Annotated in this window: 10 protein-coding genes; 5 read left to right on the forward strand and 5 right to left on the reverse strand. The window is 65.4% G+C overall.

The window, feature by feature from the left end:
* Positions 1-204 precede the first annotated feature (204 nt).
* A complete protein-coding gene (gene xerC, locus ACIBJG_RS37190; RefSeq protein ID WP_399314569.1) occupies positions 205-1,173 on the forward strand; it encodes a tyrosine recombinase XerC in 969 nt (322 codons plus the stop codon).
* 541 nt (positions 1,174-1,714) lie between these two features.
* On the opposite strand, the gene ACIBJG_RS37195 is transcribed toward xerC, so the two are convergent.
* From ACIBJG_RS37195 to ACIBJG_RS37215, 5 genes are all read right to left on the reverse strand, one after another.
* On the reverse strand, positions 1,715-2,797 hold the full coding sequence (locus tag ACIBJG_RS37195) for a hypothetical protein (protein ID WP_399314572.1): 1,083 nt from the start codon (positions 2,795-2,797) through the stop codon (positions 1,715-1,717).
* Between the two features lie 435 nt (positions 2,798-3,232).
* On the reverse strand, positions 3,233-3,463 hold the full coding sequence (locus tag ACIBJG_RS37200) for a transposase (protein ID WP_399314574.1): 231 nt from the start codon (positions 3,461-3,463) through the stop codon (positions 3,233-3,235).
* Positions 3,464-3,497: 34 nt separating this feature from the next.
* The gene (locus ACIBJG_RS37205; RefSeq protein ID WP_399314576.1) at positions 3,498-3,785 is read right to left on the reverse strand and encodes a hypothetical protein; all 288 of its coding nucleotides are present in this window, start codon (positions 3,783-3,785) and stop codon (positions 3,498-3,500) included.
* A gap of 1,164 nt (positions 3,786-4,949) precedes the next feature.
* Positions 4,950-5,474, reverse strand: a complete 525-nt coding sequence (locus ACIBJG_RS37210; RefSeq protein ID WP_399314577.1) for an SMI1/KNR4 family protein — start codon at positions 5,472-5,474, stop codon at positions 4,950-4,952.
* Positions 5,471-14,023, reverse strand: a complete 8,553-nt coding sequence (locus ACIBJG_RS37215) for a DNRLRE domain-containing protein (protein ID WP_399314610.1) — start codon at positions 14,021-14,023, stop codon at positions 5,471-5,473. Before ACIBJG_RS37215 ends, ACIBJG_RS37210 begins: the two co-directional genes overlap by 4 nt.
* A 403-nt stretch (positions 14,024-14,426) precedes the next feature.
* Here ACIBJG_RS37215 and ACIBJG_RS37220 point away from each other — a divergent pair, with 403 nt between their 5' ends.
* From ACIBJG_RS37220 to ACIBJG_RS37235, 4 genes are all read left to right on the forward strand, one after another.
* A complete protein-coding gene (locus tag ACIBJG_RS37220; RefSeq protein WP_399314579.1) occupies positions 14,427-14,969 on the forward strand; it encodes a hypothetical protein in 543 nt (180 codons plus the stop codon).
* A gap of 388 nt (positions 14,970-15,357) precedes the next feature.
* Positions 15,358-16,173, forward strand: a complete 816-nt coding sequence (locus ACIBJG_RS37225) for a transposase (protein WP_399314581.1) — start codon at positions 15,358-15,360, stop codon at positions 16,171-16,173.
* Positions 16,157-16,852: a transposase gene (locus ACIBJG_RS37230; protein WP_399314583.1), complete on the forward strand. Its 696-nt coding sequence runs from the start codon at positions 16,157-16,159 to the stop codon at positions 16,850-16,852. Before ACIBJG_RS37225 ends, ACIBJG_RS37230 begins: the two co-directional genes overlap by 17 nt.
* Before the next feature lie 370 nt (positions 16,853-17,222).
* Positions 17,223-18,431 (forward strand): tyrosine-type recombinase/integrase, encoded by a 1,209-nt coding sequence (locus tag ACIBJG_RS37235; protein ID WP_399314585.1) that lies wholly within the window; start codon positions 17,223-17,225, stop codon positions 18,429-18,431.
* Positions 18,432-18,768: the final 337 nt, after the last annotated feature.

Consider the following 18,768-nt stretch of genomic DNA (forward strand, 5'->3'; position numbering starts at 1 on the left):
CGCTCGTTTGCGCAGCTCAGGGGGATAGGAGGAGGGGCGTGCCATGACTCAATCCTTTCACGGAATCGAGTCTCTACCGAACCCGGAACGGTTCAAAGTCGTGTCTGTTCCGATCAAGAAGCTTTCCCCTGATGAGAAGGGGAAGGTCCGGTACCGGTTGTGGTCGACGTAGGAGCTCATCCCTCGTCTGGGAAGCGGCGGCAGGTGACCCGCACTTTCGGGACGCTGAGGGAGGCGAAGGCCGAGTACGCGCACATCACGCACCGCCGCTACGAGGACGCGGCCGTGCCGTTCGATGCCAGGTCACTGGACGAGTGGCTCGATGAGTGGCTGGCCAGGAAGGCGGCGGACTTGGAGGAGAGCACCGTCTACAGCTACACCATGACTCTGGCGCGTCTTCGGGGAATGCTCGGGCACATCCGGCTCCAGGAACTCGCTGAGGACGATGTCGAGGCGTGGATGAAGTGGGCGCTGCGCGAGGGCCGGGCGCGAGGTGGCAAGGCGGGCACCGGTTTGGGGGTGGCCTCGGTCGAGATGTCGCTGGCGCGGTTGAAGGAGGCGCTCGATCGGGCGGTTGCTCGGCGCCTTGTCGAGGTGAACGTTGCCCGGGAGGTGAAGGTCCCTCGCAACCATCGGAAGGCGGAGCGGCGGGCGAAGACCGTGATCCCGCCCTGGAACCTCCAGGAGGTGCGCGCGTTCGTGGATGCGGTCAAGAACGACCGTCTGTACGCCGCCTTCCTCCTGTCGCTGATGGGTCTGCGGCCGGCGGAGATCTGCGGAATGAGCTGGGCCGACGTCGACCTGGACGGGGCCACTCTGACCGTCAACCGGACCCGGACCCTGATGGGCAACAAGGTCGTGGTCGAAAAAGACACCAAGTCCCTTGCCGGGGAGCGTCAGCTCCCCCTGCCTGACCTGGTGGGCGAGGCTCTCGCCGACTTCAAGGCCGCGCAGGTCACCGATAAGCTCGATGCGGGGGAGAGGTACGAGGACAGCGGGTACGTGCTCGTGGACGGGCTCGGCAGGGCACTCAACGGGCGGCAGCTGCGTGAGCGCGCCTACAAGGTCATGGCCGAGAATTCGCTGCGCCGGGTGCGTTTGTACGACGCCCGTGCGAGTTGCTTCACGTATCTGGCGAACAAAGGGGTGCCGGATCATCTTCTTGCCCGCTGAGCCGGGCACACCGACGTCCGCATGACCAAGCGCTGGTACGTGAAGCCGGATGTGGAGGATCTACGGTCGGCGGCGGATACGTGGGGAGAACTGGCGAGTGTCCCGCCCCCGCTCTCGGAGTGAATGTGAGATGTGGGAGCGTGAGTGGGTGAGTGAGAAGAACGTTGAACCCCTGCAATACCGCTTTGACGGGCCAGAAGACGCCCCGGTCCTCGTCATGGGCACATCCCTCGGTGCTACATGGCACAGGTGGGCATAGCCGTCTTCTGGTGTCCACGTGGTCCAATTCGATGCTGTTCACGCGGGTTTGGACTTGGTGGTCCAGGTGCGTCGACGGTGTTGGTGACAGGCGCGTGACAGGACGTGCGTGACGGCATCGGTGATAGGGCGAGGGACTTGCTGATGGGCCAGGCGGGGCCTCGCCTGAAGCCGGGGTGGGGCGAGGCCCCACTGGAGCGCTCTGGTGGGGCTTCGCCGCGAGTTCGACCGTACTTGAACGCCTGGCGCGTTCGGCTGGGGCTGGCGCCAGGAGGGTTTCGTGTCAGGGGCCGTAGGGGTTCCAGTGTCCGAGGAACGGTTTCAGGTCGTTGGCTTGTGGTTCGGGGATGAGGGGCATCCGGAGTGGCGTGTTCAGCGGGTCGATGCGTTCTGTGGTGGCTTCTGCCCAGTTGATCCATGCGTCGGCTTCGGTTCTGGTCTCGCCTGGGGGCATGGTCTCGACTCGCGCGCGCATGGCGGTCACATACTCGGCCAGTCGGGTCGCGTGGCGCCAGGCCGCCTCCTGCGCCTCGAAGTGCCTGACGCGGTACGTCTCGGCGTACTGGACGCGGGCCTTCTCCATGGCGGCTTGCCAGCGGAGGCGCTTGTGGCGTGCTGCCTCGAGTTCCTCCTGGCGTTGGCGTTCGGCGGCTTCGCCGCGGAGTGTGACTTCTTGGGCGATCTCGGCAAGCTGCTCTTCGAGGGGGCGGCCGGGGGTGTCGGCCCATTCGCTCGCCCGGTGTGGCTGGCCGCCGCTCAGGACCAAGCGGAGGCGTTCGGACGGGGTGTAGTCGAAGCGGGGGATTCTGATCCAGGAGTGCTTCTGGGCTTCGGCGAGTTCCTTCTCGGTCGCGACATGCTCGGTCCGGTCCTGTTCTTGCTGGACGACGAACCCCACCGTGAGCCCTTGCGCGGTGATGGTGAAGTGGGGAGACGCGCTGCGGCGGTGGTGAGACGGGGGTGCGGAGCCCGGCCGTTCCGCGGAGCAGGCGTGTCCGGCGGACTCGGTGGCGGTGATCAGTGCCTGGATGAGTCGTAGGGCACGTGCTTGGACGGGCTTGGTCAGGCCCAGCGATCGGGGTTCGTTTTGCATGGCCCGGACCACGCTGTGCAGCCGAGTGAGCCGGGAGGGGACAGGGACAGGGGCGAGGACGGCAAAGCGCCAGGCGGGGGTGTCGACGAGCTTGATTTCGTATCCGTCACGGCACCAGCCTCCGTGCAGCTCCTTTGTCTTCGGGAGCTTTGTCGATCTGCGAGCGGCCGCGATCCGGGACGGCCAGTTCACAGAGTCCCGGTTGGTGGTGGTCTTGACGATCCGGCCATCGGCGTCCGCGAGCTCCTGCAGCAGCTGTTCCGTGAACGTCACGCGATCATGCTTGGGAGGACTTGGCTTTCGCTCGACGGCCGGAGCGTGTTCTGGCCGGGGTGACGTGCGTTGTGGAGCGGTGGCCTTGGTTGTGCGCGGGCGCGATCCCGGGGGAGGGTACGTGCCGTGGGAGAGGTAGTGCTGGCCTGCACTCGTCAGGACGACGCTCCACTGCCCGCCTTTCCGGGAGACCGTGACCAGGCCCCGGTTCTGTAATGCCTGACAGGTGGTCTTGTAGGAGCTTGTCTCCCACACGTCCTCAGGACATCCCGCTCCCACCCACTGCAGCACCGAGAGCTGCCCCTCATTGACCGGCCGTTTCAAGGGGACCACCTTTGATCATGGCTTTCATTGACGGGGCGGATGCTGTCAGCGGTAGCGGAAAGGGGTGGGCTGTTCGGGCTGCATTCGCTCGAAGGAGCGACCGATTCAGGCTCATCCGCAAGCCGCGACGCTGGGCTCCTCCCGCTCCGCCGGCGTCATCGGCTCACCACCTCCACCACCCCCGCCGGCCTGGGCAGCCTCGGCCGCACGTACCCATTTTCGCAGGGACTCGGTGTTGAAGCCGAGGTCCTTGGCCACGGAGTTGATGGATCGGCCGGTGGAGGCCACCAGCTTGACCGCGTCCTGCTTGAACTCTTCCGAATACCGGGCTGCACCCACCACGACACCTCCATGCCAGATCCCACGAGCTGACCTCTCAAGAGATTTTCACAAACGGGGGCAAACGCCAGTGCCCCTTGTTTTTGTGGGGTGTTGTGACCCAGCCCTGGGCGAGGGAGGTGGCGTCCCACCAGTGGCGGCCGACCTCCTCGACCTGCTCGACGGTTCTGGAGATGTCACCGCCCAGCCTGCGGTCGGTGTACTTGTACGACGTTACCTGCGGCGAGGCGACCGAGGGCGACGCGCCGGCCGATACCGTGTTGACCAACTCACGCGGATGACACGTGTACTTGGAGTGCTGATCCGGGTGGCTGACGATCCTCAATCATTGGTGGGGTCGTAAATTTATGAGGTGTATTCGACGCAGGTCAGATTACCTTTAGATTGTAGTCGTAGGAGAAGTTCTTCTTCTCTTGTCCGTGCCATCGGGAGTGGATCGGACCAGCCCGAAGCCGTCGGGCCCGCTCCCTGATGGAAGCGGGCCCCGACGCCGTCATCCGCTACGGGGCGATTCTTGAGCCCTTTAGCCGACCGAAACTGCGGGTTCTGGTCCCGGGAAGTCCGGAGGGATCCCATGCGGTACGGCCGCCCCTGAGCACAGCCAGGCGAGATAGGTCGAGAGGCTGCCCGCGTGGTGGTACCAGTCGCCATTCCGGCCAGCCACAACGACCGTCCATTCGTTGGGCTGCCCTTCTGTACGCCAGTGGAACTCGTCCCCGTCTATCGAGCTGCCCCACTGAAGCAACCCTCCCGGTTCCGGGAACACAGGGTAGCCACCGAGCATTCCCTTCTGTGCCATACCCTCGGCACCAGCAAGATCCTCTGTCTTTCTTTCAATGAATCGCGCCTCGCTTCCTGGGAGTGGCGACGTCACATAGAGGAATTGCCCGATCTTCAGTCGAGGGTACGACTCCGCCAAAGTGACATAGTCGTCCGGAAGGCGAGTCCCCAACCCGTCGAAAACCAGCTGCCAGTCAATGCGCCTTGGAACCTTGAGACGCTGAGCCACCAGACCCGGCAGTTCAACCTCTAGTGATTCGATACTCAACAGCCACCTCCATTTACGTCCTTGTTTTCTATCCGCACGCTGAACAGTCGCCCGTCGTCGGCACCTGAGATGCGCACGCCACTGGCCCTGAACTGACGCCATCGCCCGGCTCGAAGCTCTCCCGAACCCGGGCTGACCAGCCAGTCACCTCCCCTGTGAGCAGCACCACCCCGATCGGAGCCGTGGAAGCCGGCGCCCACCTGACGCGACAGCCGGGCCATCAGCATGGCCACCACCAGCCCGCACAACCGAAACGGCCCGCCGAAGAAACCGACGGACCGTCACGAAAGATCGAGGTTAGATTGTAGTCGTAGGAGAATTTCTTCTTCTCTTGTCCGTGCCATCGGGAGTGGATCGGACCAGCCCGAAGCCGTCGGGCCCGCTCTCTGATGGAAGCGGGCCCCGACGCCATCATCCGCTACGGGGCGATTCTTGAGCCCTTTAGCCGACGGAAATTACGGGTTCAGGTCCCGGAAAGTTCGGAGGGATCCCATGCGGTGTGGCCGTTCCAGAGCACAGCCAGGCGAGATAGCTCGAGAGGCTACCCTCGTAGTGGAACCAGTCGTCATTCCTCCCGGCCACAACGACTGTCCATTCGTTGGGCTGTCCTTGTGTGCGCCAGAAGAATTCGTCTCCGTCTATCGAGGCGCCCCACACCAGCAACCCTCCCGATTCCGGGAAGGCAGGGTAACCCCCGAACATTTCCTTCTGTGCCATATCCTCGGCAACGGCGATATCCTCTCTGGCCTCCTCGACGAATCCCGTTTCGTCACCTGGGGCCGGCGACGTCACGGTAAGCCAGTGCCCGATCTCCAGGCGAGGGTACGACTCTGCCAAAGTGATGTACTCGTCTGGCAGTGGAGTCCCCAACCCGTCGAAGACCACCTGCCAATCGATGCGCCTGGGTACCTCGAGACGCTGCGCGACCAGTCCCGGCAGCGCAGCCTCTAGGAGTTCGATACTCAACAGCCACCTCCATTTACGTTCTTGTTTTCTATCCGTACTCTGAACAGATTACGCGTTGGGGTCGATGCCGTCATGGTGATCGCAGTCGGCCGGTCCACGTTCGGATCGCCATACTCGAGGACTGCACCGTATGTGACGGGTTCCGTGGCGAGGGCGTCCGCCATTCTGTTCTCACACACTTTCATTCCGCTTACGTTGAAGCGCCGGTATCCCGTGAAGATGTTTTCCGGGATGTTTGCCCCGTTGAACCTGTCTCCGATGATGTGAGACCGGTTAAAGAGAGCCCTGCCTTTCGAGTCCCTCATCCCGACAGGGAACCCCTGCGGGGTGAACACATCATCTGTGTCGCGCGATCGCGGCGGCTTGAGGTCGCTGGGGCACATAAGGGCTGTCGCCCCTGTGGCGTTCCCGTTCATGAGCGGGAAATAAACGTACCGCTCTTCTCTCGGCTGGGAATCGCACCTGAAGCGATCCGTGAAGTTGCGGGTGTTCATCTTTGCGCACCCAGCCGAACATACGAGTGCGTGGAGCGGGTCGTCTCCGTTCCAGATATCTATCGCTGTGCTGATTGCCGCGCCCACCAGATTCCGCTTGCCTGCAGTCTTCGCTGTATCCCATATGCTCCGACCGGCCTGGCTCTCGGCCGCCTTGGTGACCGTCTCTACGGCCTCCTCGAGAACGTCGGTGACCCAGGAGTCGTGACCGTCGATCTCAACGCGGTTGATCGGATTTCCGCCGGTGAAGGCATACCGGTTTCCGGTGTATGGGTCGGTTCCGAGCCCCATGTCGGCTAGCGCCCCGTTGTACATGTCCCGCGTGGTGAAGCGGTTGAGACCCGGGTCGTAGCCCCGAAAACCCATGTTGTACGTGCCGGAGTTGGCGTCCCAGCGCTTGGCGTTGAACCGGTAGGGGTTGTAGTCCTCCTTGGTGGGGTCGGCGGTGTCGGGCTTGTCGATTCCGGTGAACTGGGAGTCGTCGCTGTTGCCGTAGGCGGTATAGCCGTAGGTGGCCTTGGTGTCGCCGTTCTTGTCGGTCAGCGTTTCGACGTCGGTGTGGCTGTTGTAGCCGTAGTAGCCGTCCTCACTCGTCCCGTCCGTGTTGTGCTTGATCTGGGAGAGGCGTTCGCCCCACGGGCTGTACTGGTAGGACTTGGTCAGCTCGCTGCCGACCTTTTCGTCCAGGACCTCATTCGACATTCCGAGGTAGTTGTAGTCCGTGGTCTTGCCGTCAGCCGTCTTCGAGGCGGTGCGGTCCAGTGGGTCGAAGGTGTACTTCGTCGACTTCAACGCGTCTGTGTCGTCGGCCTTTTGCGACTCGATGACGTGGTCGAAGCCGTCGTACACGCTCCGCTCGATGACCTTCCCGCCGCTGGTCGTGGACTCCGCCCGGCCGAAGGAGTCGTAGGTGTAGTTCGCCGTGGGGCCGCCGGCCACCGTGGCCGACAGGAGCCGGTTGCGGTCGTAACCGTAATTGGTGGTGACGTTCTCGACGGTCTGGCTGATGACGTTGGCGTTGTCGTCGTGGACGTACGACTCCGTGCTCGCGCCGGTGCCGGTCTTGACGCTCTTGGCGAGACGGTCGGCGGGATCATAGCTGTAGTCCGTGGTGGAAGACAGATACGCCGCGTGATCGTCGGCGTTCATCTTCTTCGTCATGTCCTGCGCCTTGTTCCCGTTGGGGTCATAGGCATAGGTGTGCGAGGCGACGAGCGTCGTGCCGTCGGGCTTCTTCTCCGTCGACGTCTTCAGCGACGCGTCGGGGAAGTAGGTGTAGTCGACGGTGTTCTTGTTGCCCTTGGTTTCCTGGAGCTTCATTCCGCGGTCGGTGTACGTGTACGACGTGACCTTCGGGGCAGCGTCGTCCGCGTTCTTGCCGACCGAGACCGTCTTGACCAGCTCACGCAGGTCGTAGGTGTACTTCGAGTACTGGTCGGGGTGGGTGATCGTCTCCGGCTGGCCGTCGGCGCCATAGGTGTACGACGTGGCCTTCTTCTCCTGGCCGGCGAGTGTCTCGACCACCTTCTGGACCTGGTTGAGGCTGCTGTAGGTGACCGTGTAGGCGTCGATCTTCGCTCCGGACGACGTGTCGTCGATGGAGGTCAGGTTGCCGTTGAGGTCGTAGGCGTAGGCGAAGTTCTTCTTTTCGTTGTCCGTGTCACCGGAGTTGTTGCGGACCAGTTTGACGCCGTCGGCGACCGAGATGCCGGTGCTGGACTGGTCGAGCTTGAGCTTGCTGTCCTCGCCCTGCTTGAGGGTGTAGGTGCCCAGGCTGACCCAGGTGCCGTTGTTGGCTGTCTGGTCCTTGGTGACGGACGTCTCGGTGGTGGTGCCGTGGCTGAGCGTGTACTTCGCGCTCGTGGTGGCACCGGTCACCTTCGGGTACTTCACGTACGCCGAGTAGGAGCCGTCTGCGGGGATGTTCAGCGTCCACGTGAACGCGTCGGAGCCTGAACCGGCTGCGTGCGTGGCGTGGTTGTAGCCCTGCTGGCCGGTGACGTCTGCCTTGGTCCAGGTGCCGGTGGAGGCGGTGTTCTGGGTGTCTGAGTTGTCGGTCAGGACCACGCTCTGGCCGACCGGGACGCCGTCGTCCGCTCTCGACTTCAGTGAGCCGTCCTGGTAGTACGACCACGTCATGGTCCGGTTCGAGGAACCGTCCGCAGCCGAGATCGTGCGGGCCTTCTGCTTCCCGATGTCGGTGTAGTCGTAGTCGGTGACGATCGACCACGGGTCGGTGGACTTCTTCACCCACCCGTTGTCGTAGTAGGCGTAGGTGGTGTCGTTGCGGACCGTCTCACCGTCCGAGGGCGGCAGCGACGTCGTCTTGACCCTGCCCACCTCGTCGTAGTCGGTGCGGGTGTAGACGTTGTTTTTGTTGTAGCGGGCGTCCGCCAGGTCGTAGGGCTGGTACTGCTTGACGGGGCGGTTCAGCGCGTCGTACTCGGTGCGGGAGGTGAATGCCTCCGTCGAGCCGGCTGCTGTGCTCCGCGGGGTGATGACCTTGGTGACGTTGCCGACCTGGTCGTACTCGTACTTCGTCGACCGCGTCTTGCTGCCGTCGTAGGGGGCCTTGACCTCGGTCTGCTTGCCGCGTGCGTCGTAGGTGATGGTGGTGGTGTTGTTCTCCTTGTCGGTGGTCGAGACCGTCAGGCCGTCCTTGTCGTAGCCCTGCTGCGTGAATTTGCCCGCCGTATCGGTGGCCTTCACCGGCCGGTGATTCAGGTCGTAATCGGTCTTCGTCGTGTAGTCGGTGGTGTCGGCGGTGGCGTTCTTCTTCGGGTCGATGACCGTGGTGGCGTTGCCGACGTTGTCGTAGCCGTAGGAGACCTTGTCACCGTCCGCGTTGGTCACATCGGTCAGTTGGTAGATGGTGTCGTAGGTGTTGGCGGTGACGTAGTCGGTGGCGTTCGAGGTCGTCGCCGTGCCCTTGGGCTCGGTCGTCGTCTTCAGGTTGCCGACCTTGTCGTATGTGTACGACGTCGCCCGCGCGACCGTGTTGTTGTTCGCCGGGGCCGTCGCCGAGGTGACCTCGTCCGCGTTGTCGTACACCCCGGTGGAGACAGCTCCGTCGGGTGCGGTCACCTTGGTGACGTTGTCGTTGGCGTCATATTCGGGAGCCGGAGTGGTGATGTCCACGCCCGCGGCCTTCGGCGTGGTGGCCTCCATCAGACGGCCGAAGACGTCGTAGTTCTGCGTCGTCTTCTTGCCGAGCGCGTCCGTGACCTGCTTCACCCGGCCATGCTCGTCATAGACGAATGTCGTCGACTTGCTCAGAGCGTCGGTGATGGTGTTGGGGTAGCCCGTAGACCCGAAGTCGCTGTAGATCGTGGAGTGCTGGTTGGCGTCAGTGGCCTTGGTGAGTTGACCGTAGGAGTCGTAGGTGTACGACGCCGTGTAGTCACCAGTCGTCGATGACTCGACACCCTTCGGGTCCGTGACCGTCTTCAAGTTCCCGAACGAGTCGTAGCCGAACTGCCACTTGCGGCCCTCGGGGGACGTCTTGGTGAACAGGTCGGCACTGAAACCGTCGAGCCGGGTCTGGTAGGTGTACTGCTGCGAATCGGCCGGGTACGAGCCCGGCGCGCACGCCGACTGGTCCGGCACGCCGGACTTGTTGTGCTCGGCGTCGCGCGACCACAGCGGGTATCCCGTTTTCTGGTCGTAGCAGTAGGCGATCTTCGCGCCGTTCGCCTCCTCCATGTACGTGACGTTGTTGTCGGCGTCCCAGCTCATCTCGGTTGTTTGAGACTTGGCGTTTGTTGCTGCTACCGGACGTCCGAAGTCGTCCGCCACGTACTTCGTCGCGTGTGACTCCCCATCCGTCACCGTCGCGTCGAGGAACTTGGTGTTTGCTGTATCGGCTGCGTACGCGAAGCCCGTCGTGCCGCCCAGCCGGTCCGTGATGGTCTTCGTCCACCAGTGGTACTTCGGGTCGTCGCCGTCCTTCGGCGCGTTGTAGTCCACCTTCGTGCTGTGTAGCCGTGGGTCCTGGACGTCGACGAGCTTGACGTTCTTGTTGCCCTGCGTGGCGTCGTAGGTGAACGAGAAGGCTTTTTCCTTACCTGAGCCCGCGCCGTCGGTCAGCTTGGCCAACAGGCCCTCGGTGGAGTACCCGAAGGTGAGGGTGCGGCCTGAAATGTCTGTCATCGACTTGACGTGGTCGACGCTCTTGACGCTGATTGCGTCGGACTTGCCGTAGTACTCGACCGTCAGGGACTGCCGACCCGCCGGGTCGGTGACGTACTTCAGGAACTTCGTCGGCTTGTTGTTGGACTTGCGCTCCTCGTACGTGAAGAGCTGGGTGTTGCCATTCTTGTCGATCGCTGACGTCAGATAGCCATCGCAGCCGAAGAGGAAACGGGTGCCGTCCGGGCGCGTGAACGTCCAGGCGTCCGGGATCGGGTCCTTGTTCGGCGTGCAGTCCAGACCGGACTTCATCGTGATCTTGTAGTGGACGCCGGCAGGCGCCTTCCACGAGCCGTCGTCCTGCTTACGGAAGACGTGGGTCGTGCCGTCACCGTCGGGCAGCCGGATCTCGGTCGCGTTGGAGTTGGGGTTCGGGTGGAAGTCGATCGGCGCGCCGAGCCGGACAGGGCCGGCGAGCTGTGCCGACCAGCCCGGACCCGAGACCGTGTCGGATGTGTCGAGCGAGTTGTAGGAGAAGCGGGCGAAGGTGTTCATGCCGCGGCCTGGGTTGTTGAATGCGTTGTAGGTCCACACCGCGTTGCCGGAGGCCAGGTTCGACATCAGGGTCGAGCCGGCACCTGTGTTCTTGCCGGTGTAGGCGTAGAACTTCTCCAGGCCCAGGGCGTTGGAGGTGGGGTCCTCGACCGCCACGTTCTGCTTCAGCGCCGGTATGCCGCCGGTTCCGGCGGACAGCCAGGTGCTGTCGGAGACCTTCTGGATGTCCCAGCCCAGGACGTACTCGGTGCGCTTGTTGCCCGAGTCGGAGTTGATCGGCGTCTTGACCTGCGCCTTGACCGTCGCCGACGCCGCCGGGGCGAGGGCCGGGACCGCGGTCCGGACCTGGTTGCCGCCGGTGGTGACGTCGGTGCCGTCGGGGAGCTTCCAGGTGTACGAGAGAACCCGCTCACCGGCCGCCCATGCTGCGGAGGTGGTGTTGGTGACCGTCATGTCCACCGTGTACGTGGAGTTCGGTGTCATGCGGGCCGGAGTCTGCGGTGCGTAGTACGTGTTCTCCGTGGTGGCGTCCACGTAGATGACGCGCAGCAGCGGGCCGAGCTGTTGGTCCTCGCCCTCCGAGGCCAGGAACAGGGTGCGTTCCTGCGGCCCGGTGGTCGTCTCGTCCTTCAGCTTGACCAGGGCGCCCTTGTTGCTGGTGGGCGTCTTGACCCAGCCCTGGGTGAGGGAGGTGGCGTCCCACCAGTGGCGGCCGACCTCCTCGACCTGTGCGACGGTGTCGGAGACGGTGCCGGAGAAGTCACCGCCCGGCGCGGTCCACGCGGTGCCGGTGGCGGCGCTGTTCCACGTCGAGGTCGTCTCCGCGAAGTCCTTGGTCAGACCGTGGAGCTCGTAGATCGCACCGTTGGTGCCCGTGGTGGTCTCCGCGCCCCACATGTACAGCTTGGATTCGAGGACGGTGGCCGTCGTCGGGATGGAAGCCGTGGGGAACTTCAGCGCGGTACGGGTCTTTCCGTAGGTCCCGGAGTTGTTGCCGACGCTGAGCCACTTCTGGCCCACGCCGAAGGACTGGATGGTGTCCTGGTTGGTGGTGGGCTGCTGGGAGGAGAGCGTGGTGTCGGTGACCCCGCCGGCCGTGCCCTGAACCAGCTTCATGGTGCGGCCGGACTTCGGAACGCCGACCACGCGGGTGGGCGACCCGATGACCGAGCCGTCCTTCGTCTTCACCGCGATCTGGTAGTAGTACGTGCGGCTGATCTCCTCCGCCGAGGTCGGCGGTGTCGGCGTGGCGGTGGTGTCGGTGTAGGCGGTCGCGGCCTTGTCCACGGGGGCGATCAGGGTCGCGGCGGACGGGGTGAACACCTGCTGTGTGGAGCGGTGCAGCTGGTACTCGACGATGTCCTGGCCGGTGTCGCCGGACTTGTTCGAGTACGCCGACCAGCTCAGCTCGGGGCCGGTGTCGTGGACGACCGTCGGCGAGTTCAGCGCGGAGCCGACCTTGCCGTAGGTGATGGTGAGCCGCGGGAAGTTGGCGGTCTCGTCGCCGTACGTGGAGCCGTCGCCCGCCTCGTAGCGGGGGCCGCCGGTCAGGGTGGCCGCGGTGGTGTCGTCCTTGGCCTGGAGCACGAAGCCGTGGTTTGCCGCGGTGCCCGAGAGCCACTTCTGGACGGTGTCGGTCACCGGGAACTTGTGCCACGCGTTGTACTCGCCGGTGTCCTTGACGATCTGGGCCGGGTTCACCAGCCGGATCGAGTCGGCGATGTTGCGCGTGGTGGACGATCCGGTGTCGCCCAGGACGACCTTGCCCGCGTTGCCCTGGGCGAAGTAGTACTGCGTGGTGCTGACCGGCTTCCACGCTGCCGCGGTCCCGGTCTGGTTGACCGTGCCGGTCGCGGTGCCGTCGCGGTGGCTGAGCGTGTACGGCGCCGCGGTCGCCGCGTCGGACGCGGGCGGGACATGCGCCTCGACCCGGTAGGACGCGGTCTCGGGGATCTGCGGCTGCCACGTGTACGTCTCGCCGGTCGCGGCGTTCTTGTTGTACGCGTAGTCGTCGCCGGTGGCCGCACCACCGGTCGTGGCGGCCTTGGGCCACTCGCCCACCGCGGCCGTGCCGGTGTCACCGTCGTCGATCTGGTACGTGGTGCCCGACAGCTCGCCGGAGAGGGCGCTGGTGTTGGCCCAGGTCGCCGTCGACTCGTCCCAGGCACCCGTCGCCCGGTGCGCCTCCATGGTGACGTCGTTGGCGTTGGTGGTGTGCGTCTGGTCGTAGTACATCTCCAGACGTGCCGTGTCGATCTTCGTCCCGGTCGGGATCTCGCTGATCGGGAACTTGATCAGCGAGCGGGAGATGCCCGTGTCGGTCTTGCCCGCGGACAGCTTCCAGGTGTTGTTGAAGTTCACCGAGGGCTGATCGGACAGGACCATCGTGTCCTGCGACTGCGCCGCCGACGGCGTGACGGTGATCGTCGGGTCGATCGTGACCGGATACTGGCGCGTGCCCGACGCCAGCCACTTCGCGTCCGGCGTGACGACGATCTTCCAGGCGTCGCCGTCCCGCACCAGCTTCTGGCCGACCCGGGAGCTGTAGGCGAGCCCGTAGGGCGAGGAAGCGTCCTTGCGGGTGTCGGTCATGTACGCCGCCGGGATTGTCATCACCGGCGTGTTCGGCAGTTCGCCGTACAGGGCGATGGATCCGTCCTGGCGGGCCTTCGGTGTCAGACCGCCCGCGTCCAGGGTGAAGGTGTACGACACCGGGCCTGTGGGTGCCTTGGCCAGGAGGATGTTCTCCTTCACATGGCCCGGCCCCACCTGGTACTGGAGATCCGCGCCGCCCGCGGCCACGTCCTTGTAGGTGACCGTGGAGCCCTTCGCCGTCGGGCTCACCGCCTTCGACTCCGCACCCTCAAGTCCCAGGGTGACAGCGGGCCCGTCCTGGCCGGCCTGGAACTTCAGCAGCTTTCCGGGGTCGGATCCGAACCAGCTGCGCGCCGAATTGGACGTGTTGGAGAAATCGAATCCCCTGGCATCCGTGGCGGATACACCGGTATCGATCAGCTTCCAGTTCTTCGTCTTTCCCTTGCCGGCCCCGTACCCGGTCGGAACCGCCGAAACCTCGGCTTGAACACGGCCGTCCGACAACTCCCAGAACCGCGCGTGCTCGGTACGCCGCGACGTCAGTTCCTTGACGCGCCGGACCGCAGCGGATTCCTTCCCCTTCGGCAGCTTCTCACGGCTTGGGATCGCCAGCTTTCCGCCCGCCGAAGGCCCCGGAGAGCCCTCGCCGTCGTCGTCGGAGAACCATCCCTTGATGGTGTCGACGACACCCTTGCCATCGTCCTGACCGGCAGATGAGGCCGGAGCCGCGTAGGCGAGCTGAGGCAGCCCCGTACTCACCACCGCGGCGACGACCATGCAGGAGACGAGTCTCCCGTAGCGGACTTTCACGTCCTGATTCCCTTTCCCTTACGGCGCCCCGCGCCCTCGTGCGCGCGAAAGGCCGGGCGCCAGAGGGAATGCGGACACGCCGAACCGCCGGTCGGCACAGGCCGACCGGATGCACGATTGGACCCCTTGGTGAACATGGTGTTCACCCGCGCGAGTTGTCGCTCGCCGGGGGCGGGGGATGTCTAGTCACCAGGCCGTGGGCATGTCAAGTGACTGCGCAATGCGGACAGTTCACCCCCGATTTCGGGGGTGATTCGCCCGCTATTTCCGCTCAGTGGAATTGCGGACTGCGCCTGAGGTATAACCGCCCGGCCCGCGGCTGAGCAATAGCGCGGAGTCGAACAACGCCTCAGGAAAGCCGGGACACCGCATGCCACCGACCGAAGAACCGGAGCCGTCAGCGGCGGACTGCCCAGCGCCGGATCCCGCACCCCCGGAAGCGGAGTCGCCGCAATCCGAGAGCGCGGCCGGCCGACGCGTCGACCGGCGCGGTATAGCTGTCGGGGCCCTGCTCCTTGCCGCGTGCGCCGGCCTGGTCATGTACGGGGTCCTCGACACCGAGCAGAGCGCCGAGCCGAAGCGGCCGACGGCCTCGGTGACGTACGAGGTCACCGGTAAGGGAGCCGCCGACCTGACCTACCAGGCCCGCAGCGAGTCCGGAACGGCCGTCGTAGCCCGCCGGGTCTCCCTGCCGTGGAAGAAGACCGTGCGCGTCCCCCTGGGCAGGGCGCCCATCGTCACGATCACCCTCGATGCCAACGGCGGACAGGCCCGTTGCGCCCTCGCCGTGCGCGGACGGCACGTCCAGACCGCGACCGCCTACGGCTCCTACGGACGCGCCACCTGCCAGGGCGAACTGCCGGCCCCCGAGAACACCACCGACGCGGTCGCGCCGGCACAGGGAGAATCATGAAGCCCTCCACCCCCGTCCCGCGCCTCAGGCACCTCGTGGTGGCGACAGCCGTCGTGCTGAGCTGCGTCGCGCTGAGCAACGGCCGGGTCGCGGTGGCGAGCGCGTCCGCTGCCCCCGCTCGCACCGGCACCGTGCACACCGTGACTGTTCCCGGCTCCGGTCAGAGCCACCGCGCCCTCACCCCGCGCACGACCGCTCCGTTCCGGATGCTCGGTGTCACCTGGTCCGACCCGGCAGCGGTGCTGGGCGGCTCGGCGCAGGTGCGCACCCGGGACAGCGAGACCCGCACCTGGAGCGACTGGCGGACACTCGAGCTCGACGTCCACCCCCCGAGTCGGTTGCCGATCACGGCGCCACGGGCGTACGAGGCGGCACCCAGCCCCTGTGGGTGGGGCCGTCGGACGGTGTCCAGGCCCGCATCACGGGCACCCGCCTCCCCGACGGACTGCGTGTCGATCTGGTCGACCCCGACGGCGGGACGCCCCGGGCCAGGACCGCGAACACTGCCGCAGCCGCGACGGCGACGGCGGCCGGCGTGCCTGCGATCACCTCCCGCCCCGAGTGGGGTGCCGACGAGTTGCTGGTCGCCGACCCGCCCACGTACACCACCGACACCAAGGCCGTGTTCGTGCACCACAGGGCAGGAACGAACGACTACACCTGCGCCGAGTCCGCCTCCGTGATCCGGGGCATCCTCACGTACCACGTGAAATCCAACGGCTGGAACGACATCGGCTACAACTTCTTCGTCGACAAGTGCGGCACCCTCTTCGAAGGGCGCGCCGGCGGGATCGACCGGCCCGTGTACGGCGCACACACCTACGGCTTCAACACCGAGTTCGCCCTGTTCAAGGGCCACCGGTACGCGACGATCATCATCGATGCCGACAACGGACAACGCGTCGAGGTGTTGCCCGACCGCAAGATGGCCACGGTCACGGCGTGGCTGCGTGAACATCCCGGCATCCGCGTCGTGTGCCGGGACGGTTCCGGCGGCTTCGCCCAGGCCACCACCGACGCCGCCCCGACGATCGTCCAGATCAGCGACCGCTGGCACTTCTGGCACGGCCTGACCCAGGCGGCCCTGAAAGAGGTCGGCGGGCACGCATCATGCTGGGGCAAGTTCGGCCCACCCCTGCCGGAAGGCAAGCGCGCCACCACCACCCGGGAACGCTGGAAGCAGGTCCATGACCTCCTCGATTAGGGAGTCGGACTGCTCGCCTGCGCCCGCCGCCTGGGGCGTCTCGCTGAACACCGTCAAACGCTACGCCCGCTGCGCCGAGCCGGACCGCATGGTCCGCGCTCCCGTCTACCGGTCCAGTCTCGTCGACCCCTACCGCGACCACCTGCGCAAACGCCGCACGGACGACCCCGCCGTCCCCATCACCCACCTGCTCGCGGAGATCCGCAAGCAGGGCTACGCCGGCAGCGCCAACCTCCTGGTCCGCTACATCAACCAGGGCCGCGTCGAGGCCGACCACGCCACCCTCTCCCCCCGCAAGGTCACCGGCCTGCTCACCCGCGACCCCGACCACCTCGACGACAAGCAGCACACCACGCGAGACCAACTTGCCGGCGCCTGCCCCGAAATGACCGCACTGACCGACCAGATCCGCGCCTTCGCCGGCCTCCTCGTCCCGGCAGCGGGCAACGCCGAGCAGCTGACCAAATGGATCACCCAGACTCGAGCGGCAGACCTGCCCTTCCTGCACTCCTTCGCCACCGGCCTGGAACGCGACCGCGCGGCCGCCGACGCAGCCGTAACCCTGCCCCACCACAACGGCCGCACCGAGGGCATCAACCGCAAGATCAAATTACTCAAGCGTCAACGATACGGCCGTGCCGGTCACCCACTCCTGCGCCAGCTCATCCTGCTCAACTGACGGTCAGTGGCACCGATCAACGCCTACGAAAATTTTGAAGACCCACACACCGTACAGACCCGGGCCTGCGGTTCCATGTGGCCTCTCGCGAGGGCAGTCGGCATGACTGCGACGGGCAAGCTCACGCTTCGCGAGGTGGTACATAGCAGACGATCTCCGGTTACCGAAACCGGGGATCGTCGCGAGTATTGAGGGTGTTCGCACTCGGCTGTGCTTGGCAGCGGAGCCGTGGCGGATGCAGCAGGTGGCGTCGTAGACCCCGGACGGGGAGAGCGCCGTTGTCCGCTGCCCTGGTGACCGCGGTGCCCTTCGCTGAAATGCAGCGGCGCCTTCGATGATGTGGAATTTCCACGCCCCCCTAGGAGAGTGAGTGATCCTGTCTGATCCGATCAAGAAGCTGCCGCCGAACGCGAAGGGGCAAGTCCGGTTCCGGTTTGTGGTCGACGTCGGGACCCATCCGGCCACTGGGAAGCGTAAGCAGTTGACCCGTACCTTCGGCACGCTCAGGGAGGCGAAGACCGAGTACGCGCGGATCACGGTGCGGAGTCACGAAGGAACGCTGGTGCCGCGCCACACGATGACCGTGAACGAGTGGCTCGATCAGTGGCTCGCGAAGAAGGCGGAGGACCTGGAAGCGTCGACGATCTCCACCTACAGGGTGACCCTGGACCGTGTCCGGGGCAGGCTTGGGCACATTCGGCTGCAGGAGCTCACCGAGGACGATGTCGAGGCGTGGATGCTGTGGGCGCTTCGGGAGGGCCGGGTACGCGACACGAAGGCCGGGCCCGGGTTGGGGGTCACCTCGGTGGAGATGTCCCTCACGCGGCTGAAGGAGGCCCTCAACCGGGCCGTGACACGGGGCCTGGTCGCGGTGAATGTCGCCCAGGAAGTGACGATCCCCCGGAAGGTGCGCAAGGCCGAGCGGCGCGCCAAGGCAGAGGTGCCGCCCTGGAGTGTCGCGGAGGTCCGTGCCTTCGTGCTTGCCGTGAAGGACCACCGCCTCTACGCCCCCTTCCTTCTCTCGCTGATGGGGCTGCGCCCGGCAGAGGTCTGCGGCATGCGCTGGGCAGATCTGGATCTGGACCGAGCCACCCTGGCCGTTGCCAACACCCGAACGTTGATGCGGAACACGACTGTGGTGGAGAAGGACACGAAGTCGCTCGCCGGCGAGCGGAGCCTTCCGCTGCCTGCTCCCGTCAGAGAAGCGCTCAGGAGTTTCAAGGCCGCTCAAGCAGCCGAGAAGCTGGTGGCGGGGCAGGTATATAGGGCCAGCGGGTACGTGCTGGTGGACGACCTCGGGGCGCCGCTCGACGTGCGGCAGTTGCGCGAGCAGGCGTACAAGGTCATGGCCGGAAACGCGCTGCGGCGGGTACGTTTGTACGATGCCCGCGCGAGTTGCTTCACCTACCTGGCGAACCATGGGGTTCCTGACCACCTTCTCGCGCGATGGGCGGGGCACGCCGACGTCAGGACGACGAAGCACTGGTACGTGAAGCCGGACGTTGAAGACCTCCGAACGGCAGCGGATGTCTGGAGTGGTCTGACCGGTCTTCCGACCCCCGTCGTGAGAGAAATGTGAGACGTGGGAGCGTGGTCGGGTGAGTGAGACGACTACGAACACCCTGCAATACCGCTTTGACGGGCCAAAAGACGCTCCAGTCCTGATCCTGGGCCCTTCCCTCGCGACAACATGGCACAGGTTGCAGATCGCGTCTTGTGGGGTCCAGGGTGGTCCAGGCGAGGCGCATAGGGCCAGGTCAGCTCGCTGTGGCCCAGACGCGTCCATGCAGTTGGTGAGACGCGTGTGAGAGAAACACCCCCGCCGGCTGGTGCCGGCGGGGGCTTCCCGTGTGCGGGGGCGCGCGCTGAAAGGCTGCCCCATGCCATCACGATGCGCAGTTGCGGCGAGGCGGAGA

This window comes from Streptomyces sp. NPDC050422 (assembly GCF_044458665.1).
GTDB lineage: Bacteria > Actinomycetota > Actinomycetes > Streptomycetales > Streptomycetaceae > Streptomyces.